Below are 13,726 nucleotides of genomic sequence, written 5' to 3' on the forward strand. Positions count from 1 at the left end.
TCTCCTTAGTACGTACGTGCTTTCGGCGGGAATGCTTCACGATGGATAGGTTCCATGTTCACGCCACGCTTAGTCATACTTTCTGATTCAGGGTTGTACAGTGAATGGCATAGCCATTGCTCATCATCACGATCTGGGAAGTCAAAACGAGCATGAGCTCCACGACTCTCTGTACGGAAGTTTGCTGCAACCGCGGTTGCGAATGCCGTTTCCATCAAGTTTTCAAGCTCTAAACACTCAATACGTTGCGTGTTGAACTCTGTCGACTTATCTGAAAGGTGTGCATTCTTAAGACGCTCACGAATCACTTTAAGCTCTTCTAAGCCATCAGCCATCGCTTTACCTTCACGGAATACAGAGAAGTTGTTCTGCATACATTGCTGAAGGTCTTTACGAATTACCGCAGGATCTTCACCGTCAGTACTGTTTTCCCAACGATTGTAGCGCTCTAGTGAACGTTCAATGTCGGCTTCAGTTGCAGGTTTTGCTTCAGCTTGTTTGTTCAAAGTCTCACCAAGGTGAAGACCTGTCGCACGACCGAACACAACCAAATCAAGTAGCGAGTTGCCACCTAGACGGTTTGCACCGTGTACGGATACTGACGCGATTTCGCCACAAGCGAATAGACCTTGAATTTCAACGTCTGTACCGTCTTCAGTTTGTTTGATTGCTTGACCAGAAACCTGTGTAGGAACACCGCCCATCATGTAGTGACATGTCGGGATTACTGGGATTGGCTCTTTCACTGGATCAACGTGAGCAAAGGTACGAGAAAGTTCACATACACCAGGAAGACGAGATTCAAGTGTCTCTTTACCTAGGTGATCAAGCTTAAGCTTGATGTGTGGACCCCAAGGGCCATCGCAACCGCGACCTTCACGAATTTCAACCATCATTGAACGAGCAACAACATCACGACCCGCTAAGTCTTTAGCGTTTGGTGCATAACGTTCCATGAAGCGTTCACCGTCTTTATTGAGAAGGTAACCACCTTCACCACGACAACCTTCCGTTACCAATACACCTGCACCAGCGATACCCGTTGGGTGGAACTGCCACATTTCGATGTCTTGCATAGGAACGCCAGCACGAATCGCCATACCAACACCGTCACCAGTATTAATGTGTGCATTGGTTGTTGATGCGTAAATACGACCAGCACCACCAGTAGCAAGGATTGTTGCCTTCGCTTTGAAGTAGCAAACCTCACCCGTCTCCATACAAAGCGCGGTAGTACCTAAGATTGCACCATCTTCGTTTTTAACAAGATCCAGTGCATACCACTCAGAGAAAACCGTCGTTTTGTGTTTAATGTTTTGTTGGTAAAGCGTGTGTAACAGTGCGTGACCAGTACGGTCGGCTGCCGCTGCGGTACGAGCCGCTTGCTCACCACCAAAATTCTTAGATTGGCCACCAAACGGACGTTGGTAAATACTGCCGTTATCAAAACGAGAAAATGGAAGACCCATTTTTTCTAGTTCGATAACCGACTCAGGACCATTTTTACACATGTATTCGATAGCATCTTGGTCGCCGATGTAATCGGAACCTTTTACCGTATCGTACATGTGTTGTTCCCAGTGATCTTCATGCGCATTACCAAGAGCAACGGTGATACCACCTTGCGCAGATACAGTATGAGAACGAGTTGGGAAAACTTTAGAAAGCAACGCACAAGATAGGCCTTGCTCAGAAATTTGTAGCGCGGCGCGCATACCAGCACCACCAGCGCCAATTACTACAGCATCAAACTCACGAACAGGAATAGTCACTTACGCACCCCACAAAATAAACAGACCAGAGAAGAAATATCCTAGAAGAACCGCAACAACACCGACTTGAAGACCAACGCGCAATTTTGCACATTTGATGTAGTCAGTTAGTACTTGCCACAAGCCGATCCACGCGTGAACCAAAATTGAAGTAAGCGCTAACATGGTGAAGACTTTAGTGAAAGTACCACCAAAGAATTGCGTCCAAGATGCGTAAGAAATATCACCTGAGAAAGCACAGAAGCTCACTAGGTAGATAGTGTAAAGCGTCATAATGATGGCTGTTGCACGAATCAATAGATAATCATGCACACCATTACGACCAAAAGTAGAAACGTTGTTTACCATACTAAGATCCCCGCTAGTAGAGACAATACCGCTGTTGCTGCGAATGCAACCTTCGCGCTCTTAGCGCCAGATTCCAGCTCTTCAAAGTGACCAAGGTCCATAAGAAGGTGACGAATACCACCAGCAATGTGGTAAGCCAAAGCGGTTAAAATGCCCCACAGAATAAACTTCACGAAGAAACCGTCGACAATGTCGCTAGCTTCCATAAAGCCTACAGGGGAAGAGAGGGAAATGGATAGTAACCAAAGCAGAATTCCGATCGCAACAAAAGTAATCACCCCAGACACACGGTGTAGGATGGAAGCTATTGCTGTGATAGGAAAGTGGATGGTCTGTAAATCTAAATTAACAGGTCTTGTCTTTCTTTCTTTCACGGGCTCGCTCACTCAGCTCCATTGAGCATGATGGTCATTAAATAACCTTATGTATTGTTATGGACAAAATTTGATTGCAAACCCTCAAAATTTAACATTAACTTAACAAATAACGTAAGTTGAGCCTTAGATAATTGTAAAATAATTGTTAACAGCTAGGTTTCCGAAGACACCTCACATTTCTTCTTAGCCTTGCATTTATAAGGTTTTAACCAAACTTTTCAGCGCCACTATACGGCTGGCAACATTCTAATACAATTGATGCAACAAATAATGCTACACAGCACAGACTTTTAACGAATTTAATGTAAAAAACACTAACAAGTGCACACAAAGCTGCAGAAAAATTGACTTTCTGACGTAAGACCAGTAAAAAAATGGCACATAAACATCCTGGACGGATTAATAATAACAAAGGAGATTGTTATGGCGGATAAGAAAGCTACCCTTCATATTGAAGGTCAAGCGCCGATCGAATTGCCGATTACAGAAGGTGTACTTGGTACTCCAGTCATCGACGTTCGTACACTGGGTTCTAATGGTTTTTTCACTTTTGATCCTGGTTTTCTTGCCACTGCATCTTGTGAATCGCAAATCACTTATATTGACGGTGGAAAAGGTATCCTTCTACACCGTGGTTATCCAATTGATCAACTGGCCAATAACGCTGATTACTTAGAAGTTTGTTACATTCTTTTATACGGCGAAGCTCCTTCTCGAGCTCAATACGAAGAGTTCAAGACGACTGTCACGCGTCACACCATGGTTCATGAGCAAATTGCTAGTTTCTTCCACGGCTTCCGCCGTGATGCTCACCCAATGGCTGTTATGTGTGGTGTGGTAGGTGCGCTTGCTGCGTTCTATCATGATTCATTAGATGTTAATAACGACACACACCGTGAAATTGCGGCATACCGCCTAATTTCAAAAATGCCAACACTGGCTGCAATGTGTTACAAATATTCTATCGGTCAACCGTTTATCTACCCACGCAATGACCTAGGCTACGCAGAAAACTTCCTGCACATGATGTATGCAAATCCATGTGAAGAATATGAAGTAAACCCTGTTGTTGCTCGCGCAATGGACAAAATCTTTACGTTACACGCAGATCACGAACAAAATGCTTCAACGTCAACGGTTCGTTTAGCTGGTTCTTCGGGCGCAAACCCATTTGCTTGTATTGCTGCTGGTATCGCTTCTTTGTGGGGTCCGGCTCACGGCGGTGCTAACGAAGCTTGTCTAATGATGCTTGAAGAGATCGGTAGCGTAGACAACATTGAAGAGTACGTAGCAAAAGCAAAAGACAAAGATGACCCATTCCGTTTAATGGGCTTCGGTCACCGTGTTTACAAGAACTACGATCCACGTGCAACGGTAATGCGCGAAGCGTGCCACGAAGTACTTAAAGAACTGAACATTCAAGATCCACTACTTGACGTAGCAATGGAACTTGAGCGCATCGCTCTCTCTGATGAGTACTTTGTATCGAAGAAACTATACCCGAACGTAGATTTTTACTCTGGTATCATTCTGAAAGCGATCGGCATTCCGGTATCAATGTTCACAGTAATCTTCGCGATGTCTCGTACTATCGGTTGGATTGCACACTGGAACGAAATGCACAGCGATCCGACGAACCGCATCGGTCGTCCTCGTCAGTTGTACACTGGTGAAGAACAGCGTGATTTCCAAGCTCTACACGAGCGCGAATAGTAAAGTTTCGACTTTTCTAATCGATTAAAATCAAAAAGGGTTGATGTATTAACATCAACCCTTTTCTTTTATATGCTCTCAACTCCGTCATCCTCAAGAGTGAGGGACGAGCGAGTTGGGGATCTCACTAATTGTATCGACAAGCTTTTAGAGATTCCCTACTCCTTCCTTCGTCAGTCTAGGGAATGACGAATTACTTGAGATCTCTCGAAATGAAATCCATTAGAGCTCTAACTAGCCAGTCTCATCGACGGGTACAAATTTATAGTGACTCGTATCCTACATCCCATATTTTCTTTTTATACCGGGTTGTCGATATCGATAAACTCAACAGCTAAGCCATGCTCTTTCGCTAGCCACTCACCTAATGCCTTCACACCATAACGTTCTGTTGCGTGGTGGCCTGCGGCAAAGTAATGAATGTCTTGTTCACGTGCTGAGTAAGTTGTGCGCTCTGAAATTTCACCAGAGATAAATGCATCAATACCTTGAGAAGCCGCTAACTCAATGTAATCTTGACCACCACCGGTGCACCAACCGACAGTCGTAATCATTTTGTCTTGGTTCTCTGGAGCAATGTGTAATGGCTTGCGGTTCAAAGCTTGGCCAATCTTTTCTGCGAACTCTGAACCGGTCATTGGCGCACTCAACTTGCCAAACATCGCAACAGATTGTGGGTGCCCTTCCAAACCGCCTTCGACTTCTATCTCAAGTAACTCCGCCAGTTTCGCGTTATTACCAAGCTCAGGGTGGATATCAAGCGGCAAGTGATAACCTAAAAGGTTGATGTCATTTTTAATCAAGGTACGAATGCGCTTGCCCTTCATGCCACGAATCGCTTCTGACTCGCCTTTCCAGAAAAAGCCGTGATGGACTAACAAAGCGTCTGCGTTCAGTTCTACCGCTTTATCAATCAAGGCTTGAGAAGCTGTCACACCAGTAACGATTCGCTTCACTTCTGTTGCACCTTCAACTTGAAGACCATTAGGACAGTAATCTTTAATCTGCTGTGGCTGCAGTTTTTCGTTAAGTAGCTTTTCTAATTGTAAGTTATTCATTTTTCTTTCCAGCTTACCTTTATAATAACGTCGTTATATCAATTTACGGGTAGAATGTCGAAAGCCCCAGGGTTATGTTTATAAAGAGCTAGTTTATGAGGAAGAGATGACAGCACTGCAATGTTTTTACCAATGGGTCATCGACTCACCGCCATTACTAGAAATCAAGCCACCGATTTCCGATCTTGGTGCATTCTTTAGCCCCCATGCCATCGACTCATCACATACTTATGATGGTAATCCTAGATTAGGTTTCCTCTACCAGCATCTATGCGAACAAGTCATCGTTGCCTCACCGAATTACTCGATAAAGCACGACGAGATTCAGATCAATGTGGAAGGTAGAACTCTCGGTGCAATCGACTTTATTCTTGAAGAAGAGAGCAGCCAAAAACTGCAACATTGGGAAGTGGCGATTAAGTTTTACCTGCTCCATGAACAAACATGGTTTGGGCCAAACTCTCATGATCAATTGGATAAGAAGCTCGATCGTATGTTGAGCCACCAGCTGGGTATGTCGTCTTCAACGGCCTTTGTTGAGCAATATCCAGAGATTGATGTCGACTCAAAGCATCTCCTCATGCAGGGTCGCCTATATACCAACCCATTCTTGGAGCAAAACGTACCGACTGAATGTTTGAGTTACGACATTAATCCAAGCCAAGTAAACGGTTTTTGGTGCTATCAAAACCAAGCTCATTTAATTACGGAAGTGCTCTACCCTCTCACCAAAGAGCAATGGGCAGCGGGCACTGATGATTTCACCTGCGAGCCTATCACCGAGTTTGGTGATCGCTTCGTTCATGGGCAAACCAAATCAGGACAGTTTTGGTTTGTGATGCCACAAAGCTGGCCACACGGCTAATCCATTCAGCCATTGAGTTGATTTAGTATTAGCCACTTACTCACAGACAAATAAAAAGGGCTGATGCTTTCACATCAACCCTTTCACTATTTACCTTGTAACTCTACTAATCTGTATTCGATTATAGGCCAGCGGCTGCAAATACTTGATTAACAATCTCTTGAGCTTCTGCTTCGATTGCTTTTAGGTGCTCTTCGCCTTTAAAGCTTTCACAGTAGATCTTATAGATGTCTTCAGTACCTGATGGACGAGCGGCAAACCAACCGTTCTCAGTCGTCACTTTTAGGCCGCCAATCGCAGCGCCATTACCTGGAGCATGCGTTAGGCGTGCAGTAATTGCATCACCAGCAAGCGTCTCAGCTGAAACCATCTCTGGAGATAGCTTCTTAAGCACGTCTTTTTGTACGCCGTTAGCTACTGCTTGAATACGGTTGTACTTAGATTCGCCATGTTTAGCGGCAAGTTCTTCGTAGTATTCTTGTGGGTTCTTGCCCGTTACTGCTGTGATCTCGGCCGCAAGTAGGCAAAGAATTAGGCCATCTTTATCTGTTGACCAAGGCGTTCCGTCTTTACGTAAGAAAGATGCACCCGCACTCTCTTCACCACCGAAACCAAACTGACCGTTATATAGGCCATCAACGAACCATTTGAATCCCACTGGCACTTCGCAAAGCTCGCGACCTAAGTCAGCAACAACGCGGTCAATCAGAGCACTTGATACCAGTGTTTTACCCACTGCAACGTCTTTACCCCAACCTTCACGGTTGCGGTATAGGTAATCAATACACACTGCTAGGAAGTGGTTGGGATTCATCAAGCCTTTTGGCGTAACAATACCGTGGCGATCGTAGTCAGGGTCGTTACCAAATGCTAGTTGATAGTCGTCTTTAAGAGCCAGTAAACCTGCCATTGCGTATGGAGAAGAACAGTCCATACGAACCACACCATCTTTGTCTAGAGACATAAATTGGAACGAAGGATCAACAGCTTCACTGACCAGAGTCAGGTCTAGGTTGTACGCTTTGCCAATTTGACGCCAGTAATCAATACCGCTACCACCCAGTGGATCAACACCAATCTTGATGTTTGCTTTCTGGATTGCTTCCATATCAACAACGTTAACCAAGTCAGCAACGTAAGGAGCAACTAAATCAACTTCTTTCACTAGCTCAGACTGTTTAGCCTGTGCGATAGGAGTGCGCTTAACGCCTTGCATTTGCTCAGCAATGATCACATTCGCACGATCTTCAATCGCTTGAGTCAGTTCAGCTTCAGCAGGGCCACCGTGTGTCGGATTGTATTTAATACCCCCGTCTTGAGGTGGGTTATGCGAAGGCGTGATAACAATGCCGTCTGCTTTTTTGTCATTCACTAGATTGTGCGTAAGAATCGCGTGCGAGATACCTGGAGTTGGAGTAAAGCCATTGTTTTCTTGAACGATAACTTCAACGCCGTTTGCAACTAGCACTTCAATAACCGTAGAAAAAGCAGGCTCAGATAGAGCGTGAGTATCTTTGCCTAAGAAAAGTGGTCCTGTTGTACCTTGATCGGCACGAACCTCAGCAACCGCTTGTGCGATCGCTAGAATGTGGTTTTCATTAAATGTTGATTTGTCTGCTGTACCGCGGTGACCTGAAGTACCGAACAGTACTTTATGATCTGGGTTAGTAGCATCCGGTTGCTGTAAGAAATAGTTTGCAACTAAAGCCGGGATATTATGAAGATCTTCCTGCAGAGCTTTCTGCCCGGCACGAGGGTGCATAGCCATTATCGACATCCTTATATAAAATTTAAAAACAAAAAAACCTCATAATATCTTCTTAGCCATGGATATTATGAGGTTTAAATCAGATTTCGTTAAATTGAACCTGTTACTTTTTCTATCAATTCTGCTTGGAAATTCATGCGGCTCATAAGCTGTTCAACCATCTGTCTTTTTCGGCTTGTATTGTTATTCGTAATAACCCAAAAAGGACTTTGTGGAATAGCTTTAGGCTTAGTTGTGTTGCCGTTTGCTAACAACGTCGCTTCGTTGTCTGCAAAGTAAACACGCTTACGGCCTTTTACTTGAGTTGCTTCTGAAAAGCTTAAAGGGTCGATTTTATGCAGTGTTGATAACACAAGCATGAAACGATCAATGGCTTTCTTTAGTGATGCAAACTCATCTGATATTAGTAGTGAGCGCATTTCTTTAACGCCATCGAACTTCTCTGGAGTAAAGCCTACCTCTTTGCTAACAACGATACCTTTTGGCTCAACGATCTCTTCGATCGGAACCGTGCCTTGGTTATCAACCAGTAACAAGCGGCGCAGAATATCTGAAGCGCTTTCGCCAATACGTTCTGTCTGACCCGCAATAAAACGGTATAGGTCCTCATCAACCTCAATTGTTTTCATTCGCTTTTCACAATCTCAATGTTTAAACTCTGAGGGATTATAGCGAGATCCGCGCGGATACTCTACGTCAAACCCACCATGAATAAGATAAAAATGTCAGTACAGCTCAACTATAAAATTGAAGGTGAGGGTCACACCATTGTTTTGATCCATGGATTATTCGGAAATTTGGACAACCTTGGCTTGCTCGCTAGGGATCTAAAAGCCGATCATCAGGTACTTAGCATCGATCTACGTAACCACGGTCAATCTTTCCATAATGACACTCATAATTATCAAGCTATGGCACAAGATGTGGCTCAACTGCTGAATGTTCTTGAGCTAGAAGATGTCACTGTGATTGGTCACTCGATGGGTGGCAAGGTAGCGATGGCACTGACACAACATCTGACGCTGCGTAAATTGATTGTCTTAGATATGGCACCAGTCGCGTACACCCAAAGTCGTCACGACAACGTATTCGCAGGCCTACAAGCTGTGATAGAAGAAAAACCGACATCACGCTCAGAGGCGCTTAAGGTCCTCGAAAAACATATCGAAATTGATGGGGTTCGCCAGTTTTTAACGAAATCTTTGTTCAAATCAGAACAAGGCATCATGGAATGGCGTTTCAATGTTGCCTCGCTATTAAACAACTACCCACAGATTATTGGTTGGGAACCGATTGACAAAACCTCGGTCAAAACCTTGCTAATCAAGGGTGGTGACTCAGATTACCTGACGGCTGAACATCAAACCGCCGTTCAACAGCAGTTTTCCAACGCAAAGGCACATGTTATCGCCAATACTGGACATTGGCTACACGCGGAAAAGCCCGCTGAAGTGCTCCGTGCAATAAGAAAATTCATCACTTAGATAGGTTGATTAGTCGATATAAATGAGAGCTGTGTAATCACAGCAGATTAACTTTATCTCACAACAGTGATATAGTGCGCCCAAGCAAATTTGGTATATAAGGTTCCCATGCTTTACGACTACATGAACATCATTGAATCTGTTGGTTTAGATCTTCTGTTTGCCGCGATTTTCTTTCTAATCGGAATGGCAATTAAAGACGTTCTAAAGCAGGGAAATGTTCCTGCATTTGGTCGTCGTATCGTATGGTTAGTACTTTTCCTTGGCTGCGCAGGCTTTATCGCAAAAGGGATAATCCAACTAAGCTGGGAAGGAACTGGAATCTAACGATTTCCTCCGAACTTTATTACACCGACAACAGACAAAATGAAAGGTAATGATTCTATGGCAAGTGTAGGTCTCTTCTTTGGTAGCGATACAGGTAACACTGAAGCTGTTGCTAAGATGATTCAAAAGCAATTGGGCAAGCAGCTCGTTCAAGTTCAAGACATTGCAAAAAGCAGCAAAGAAGATATCGATAACTTCGATCTGCTGCTGCTTGGTATCCCTACGTGGTACTACGGCGAAGCACAATGTGATTGGGATGACTTTTTCCCTGAGCTAGAAGCTATTGATTTCTCAACTAAGCTTGTTGCTATTTTTGGTTGTGGCGACCAAGAAGATTACGCAGAATACTTCTGCGATGCTATGGGTACTATCCGTGATATCGTTGAAGCAAAAGGCGGTACTATCCTAGGTCACACGTCAACTGAAGGCTACGAATTCGAAGCATCGAAAGGTTTAGTTGAAGGCGATGACAGCCAGTTCGTTGGTCTATGTATCGATGAAGACCGTCAACCTGAGCTGACTGATGAGCGTGTATCTAACTGGGTTAAACAAATCCACGAAGAGATGTGCCTAGCAGAGCTTGAAGACTAATTCATTAGCGGTTGTTAATTGTTACAATTAATGACCGTTATGTAGATATGAAAAAACCTCCTTATAGGAGGTTTTTTTCTATTCAATATTTATCAATCAACACTCAGCTTCTAATGCTTCGTCATCCTCTCTAAATTGTGGCTTCTTTCTCACATAGAGAGTTCGCTGAATTTCCGAAACCACACTTCCCTGCTTATCTTTAACGTGGATGATAAATTCGGGGAAACACTTCTCACCAAGTTGTGTCTGACGATAGATATCCTCAAGTTGCCCTTGGCTTATCTCAAAGTCTGCATACAAGTCGGATTGACCAGGCTTGATAAAGTTAATACTCGCCTCTTTATCCCAAACATAATATCGCTCACCTAAAATCCCCATTAACATTAACGAGTAAACGGGATCGGTAAGAGAAAAGATACTGCCGCCATATTGAGTCCGATTAGCGTTCTTATTCCACCACCGCAACTTGAGCACAGTCTTAACAACCCTAAAGTCAGCGCTAATGTGGGCTATTCGAATTCCCGAGCCCCAAAAGGGAGGCCAAATATTGAGTGCAAATTTTACAATATTAGGTTTATATATTTTTGCGAGTTGCTTATTCATAACAACAATCCATGTTCATATCAAAAAACACCGTCACCTGGCTGGTCGTACCTCCACTATAAGTGAGATACTTCCAATTTACAAAACAGATTGTGATGTCAGTGAGTAACCCTTTGAAGTTCGTGGTTTATTGTTATGCCTGACTAAACTATAATGGTATTAATATTGAATTCTGTTAATTGCTGCAGATCATCAACAGGAAAGTATATGTCAGACAATAATCAAGCGCTAAAAGATGCTGGTCTTAAAGTGACCCTCCCACGGCTCAAAATTTTAGAAGTATTACAACAACCAGACTGCCAACATATTAGTGCTGAAGATTTATATAAAAAGCTGATCGACTTAGGTGAAGAGATTGGTCTTGCGACCGTTTATCGCGTACTAAACCAATTCGATGATGCAGGCATTGTAACTCGTCACCACTTTGAAGGTGGTAAGTCTGTATTCGAACTTTCAACACAGCATCACCACGATCACCTAGTATGTTTAGACTGCGGTGAAGTTATCGAGTTCTCTGATGATCTTATCGAAGAAAGACAAAAAGAAATCGCTCAACGCTACAATGTACAGCTAACTAACCACAGTTTGTATCTGTATGGTAAAAGCATCACTGGGGATTGCAAAGGCAACCCAGACGCACATAAAGCGAAGAAGTAACACAGAACGCTGGCTTAGGCCGGCGTTTTTTATTTGGGCTGATATTGTATTAAGAATCACAGTAGCTTGGCCCACAATTTGGTTATTTCCCAGACACAAAAAAACCGGCTCTAAGCCGGTTTTTTATTAAGCGTCTCTTGAGAAACTAAGCTCCGAGAAACAGAGCTTGGAAAAATAGAGTAGAGAAAAACAAAGCCATTAAGCCTCAGTTTTACCCCAAGTGTCACGTAGACCAACCGTGCGGTTGAATACTAGCGCGTCTGCTTTAGAGTCTTTCGAATCTACACAGAAATAACCTGTACGTTCAAACTGATACGCTTGCTCTGCCACACCTTCTGCTAGGCTAGGTTCAACAAAACCGTTTAGCGTAACAAGTGATTCAGGGTTTAGCGTTGCAGCGAAATCATCTGCAGCAGCAGGGTTTGGCACTGTGAATAGACGATCGTATAAACGAATCTCAGCAGGCAACGCTTTATCAGCAGATACCCAGTGAATAACGCCTTTCACTTTACGCCCATCTGCAGGGTTCTTACCCAATGTTTCATTGTCGTAAGAACAGAAGATAGTCGTAATGTTGCCTTCTGCATCTTTTTCGATACGTTCAGCTTTGATCACGTAAGCACCACGTAGACGAACTTCTTTACCTAGAACCAAACGCTTGTACTTTTTGTTTGCTTCTTCACGGAAGTCATCACGCTCAATCCAAACTTCTCGTGTAAATGGTACTTCACGAGTACCCATTTCTGGCTTGTTCGGGTGGTTTGCTACCGTTAATGTTTCTACTGTATCAGCGTCGTAGTTTTCAATCACGACCTTAATCGGATCAAGAACAGCCATTGCACGAGGTGCATTTTCGTTCAGGTCATCACGGATACAAGATTCAAGTGAACCGAACTCAATCATGTTCTCTTGCTTAGTCACACCAATACGTTTACAGAATTCACGAATCGAGCTTGAAGTGAAGCCACGACGACGCAAACCAGAAATAGTTGGCATACGTGGATCGTCCCAACCTTGAACTAGGTTTTCAACCACAAGTTGGTTCAGCTTACGCTTCGACATTACCGTGTATTCAAGATTCAGACGACTAAACTCGTACTGACGAGGTTGGCAATCAATCGTGATGTTGTCTAGAACCCAGTCATACAAACGACGGTTATCTTGGAATTCAAGCGTACAGATAGAGTGCGTAATACCCTCTAGCGCATCAGAGATACAGTGAGTGAAGTCGTACATTGGGTAAATGCACCACTTGTCTGCAGTCTGATGGTGGTGAGCAAAACGAACACGGTAGATAACAGGATCGCGCATAACCATGAATGAAGAGCTCATGTCGATCTTAGCACGTAGACACGCTTTACCTTCTTCAAAGCCACCGTCACGCATTTTTTCGAACAACGCTAAGTTCTCTTCAGGGCTGCGATCACGGTATGGGCTCGCTTTACCTGGCTCTTTTAGCGTGCCACGGTACTCACGGATTTGATCAGGACTTAGCTCGTCAACGTACGCTAAGCCTTTATTAATTAATTCCACAGCATAAGCGTAAAGCGTATCGAAGTAGTTTGATGAGTAACAAATATCACCAGACCATTCAAAGCCTAACCAGCTTACATCATTCTTAATTGACTCAACGTATTCAACGTCTTCTTTTTCAGGGTTTGTATCATCGAAACGAAGATTACATTGTCCCTGGTAGTCCTGAGCAATACCAAAGTTCAAGCAAATAGATTTAGCGTGACCAATGTGCAGGTAGCCATTTGGCTCCGGCGGGAAACGAGTATGCACGCTACTGTGTGTACCATCCGCTAAATCTTTATCGATAATTTGGCGAATGAAATTCGATGGACGAGCCTCAGCTTCACTCATCTATAGCACCTCTATGTATTTAGTATTGTCAGAGAAAGTTATCTTTTGTACCAATGAAAATGGTCGCTTACAGCGCCTGTCAAAGATAGAAAGATCATTGTTGCTAATCATCCACAATTCTTCGCCTTTGCACAATAAGAACCGTCCGTTAATTGCGATTATTTCTGCTATTCGATGAAGAATAGAACGAACCGGGTTCATTGACCTTAAACAGTAGGCACAAAAAAGCCTCCCGTTTGGGATAACACTGATCATTTAAGCATTTTCCTGATCAGTTGAACGATCCTACAGATGGTT

14 protein-coding genes are annotated in these 13,726 nt (G+C 43.6%); 6 read left to right on the top strand and 8 right to left on the bottom strand.

Translation table 11 applies throughout. From position 1 onward, the window contains the following. Positions 1–5: 5 nt before the first annotated feature. From sdhA to sdhC, 3 genes are read right to left on the bottom strand one after another with little or no spacing between them, the layout of a single operon-like run. The gene (sdhA, locus tag AB6D80_RS18565; RefSeq protein ID WP_009847321.1) at positions 6–1,772 is read right to left on the bottom strand and encodes a succinate dehydrogenase flavoprotein subunit; all 1,767 of its coding nucleotides are present in this window, start codon (positions 1,770–1,772) and stop codon (positions 6–8) included. After that, positions 1,773–2,120, bottom strand: coding sequence for a succinate dehydrogenase, hydrophobic membrane anchor protein (gene sdhD / locus AB6D80_RS18570; protein ID WP_004734215.1), 348 nt, complete (start codon positions 2,118–2,120; stop codon positions 1,773–1,775). After that, on the bottom strand, positions 2,114–2,506 hold the full coding sequence (gene sdhC, locus AB6D80_RS18575; protein WP_012604532.1) for a succinate dehydrogenase cytochrome b556 subunit: 393 nt from the start codon (positions 2,504–2,506) through the stop codon (positions 2,114–2,116). The genes sdhD and sdhC overlap by 7 nt, the downstream gene beginning before the upstream one ends. A 414-nt stretch (positions 2,507–2,920) precedes the next feature. On the opposite strand from sdhC, the gene AB6D80_RS18580 reads away from it, so the two are divergent. Continuing rightward, complete coding sequence (locus AB6D80_RS18580) at positions 2,921–4,210, top strand: citrate synthase (RefSeq protein ID WP_004734217.1); 1,290 nt, start codon at positions 2,921–2,923, stop codon at positions 4,208–4,210. Between the two features lie 299 nt (positions 4,211–4,509). Here AB6D80_RS18580 and AB6D80_RS18585 read toward each other — a convergent pair whose 3' ends face one another. Continuing rightward, a complete protein-coding gene (locus AB6D80_RS18585) occupies positions 4,510–5,268 on the bottom strand; it encodes a Nif3-like dinuclear metal center hexameric protein (protein WP_017100865.1) in 759 nt (252 codons plus the stop codon). A gap of 106 nt (positions 5,269–5,374) precedes the next feature. Between AB6D80_RS18585 and AB6D80_RS18590 the strand changes: the two genes are divergently transcribed. Continuing rightward, positions 5,375–6,133, top strand: a complete 759-nt coding sequence (locus tag AB6D80_RS18590; RefSeq protein WP_372189243.1) for a DUF1853 family protein — start codon at positions 5,375–5,377, stop codon at positions 6,131–6,133. 121 nt (positions 6,134–6,254) lie between these two features. On the opposite strand, the gene pgm is transcribed toward AB6D80_RS18590, so the two are convergent. Then, complete coding sequence (gene pgm, locus AB6D80_RS18595) at positions 6,255–7,901, bottom strand: phosphoglucomutase (alpha-D-glucose-1,6-bisphosphate-dependent) (RefSeq protein ID WP_372189245.1); 1,647 nt, start codon at positions 7,899–7,901, stop codon at positions 6,255–6,257. A gap of 89 nt (positions 7,902–7,990) precedes the next feature. Further along, entirely contained in the window at positions 7,991–8,530 is a 540-nt protein-coding gene (gene seqA, locus AB6D80_RS18600) for a replication initiation negative regulator SeqA (RefSeq protein ID WP_012604536.1), read from the bottom strand. 93 nt (positions 8,531–8,623) lie between these two features. Here seqA and AB6D80_RS18605 point away from each other — a divergent pair, with 93 nt between their 5' ends. From AB6D80_RS18605 to fldA, 3 genes are all read left to right on the top strand, one after another. Further along, positions 8,624–9,385 (top strand): alpha/beta fold hydrolase, encoded by a 762-nt coding sequence (locus AB6D80_RS18605; protein ID WP_372189247.1) that lies wholly within the window; start codon positions 8,624–8,626, stop codon positions 9,383–9,385. A 108-nt stretch (positions 9,386–9,493) separates the two neighbouring features. Continuing rightward, on the top strand, positions 9,494–9,712 hold the full coding sequence (locus AB6D80_RS18610; RefSeq protein ID WP_009847328.1) for a DUF2788 domain-containing protein: 219 nt from the start codon (positions 9,494–9,496) through the stop codon (positions 9,710–9,712). 57 nt (positions 9,713–9,769) lie between these two features. Further along, a complete protein-coding gene (gene fldA, locus AB6D80_RS18615; RefSeq protein ID WP_009847329.1) occupies positions 9,770–10,303 on the top strand; it encodes a flavodoxin FldA in 534 nt (177 codons plus the stop codon). A 96-nt stretch (positions 10,304–10,399) separates the two neighbouring features. On the opposite strand, the gene AB6D80_RS18620 is transcribed toward fldA, so the two are convergent. Continuing rightward, on the bottom strand, positions 10,400–10,906 hold the full coding sequence (locus tag AB6D80_RS18620; protein ID WP_009847330.1) for a DUF4442 domain-containing protein: 507 nt from the start codon (positions 10,904–10,906) through the stop codon (positions 10,400–10,402). 207 nt (positions 10,907–11,113) lie between these two features. Between AB6D80_RS18620 and fcrX the strand changes: the two genes are divergently transcribed. Beyond that, positions 11,114–11,563, top strand: a complete 450-nt coding sequence (gene fcrX / locus AB6D80_RS18625) for a ferric iron uptake transcriptional regulator FcrX (RefSeq protein WP_004734226.1) — start codon at positions 11,114–11,116, stop codon at positions 11,561–11,563. 198 nt (positions 11,564–11,761) lie between these two features. Here the strand turns inward: fcrX and glnS are convergent, their stop codons facing one another. Beyond that, positions 11,762–13,429 (bottom strand): glutamine--tRNA ligase, encoded by a 1,668-nt coding sequence (glnS, locus tag AB6D80_RS18630; protein ID WP_017103235.1) that lies wholly within the window; start codon positions 13,427–13,429, stop codon positions 11,762–11,764. Between the last annotated feature and the right edge of the window lie 297 nt (positions 13,430–13,726).

It is taken from the genome of Vibrio sp. 10N.247.310.17 (assembly GCF_041466605.1).
GTDB lineage: Bacteria > Pseudomonadota > Gammaproteobacteria > Enterobacterales > Vibrionaceae > Vibrio > Vibrio tasmaniensis_A.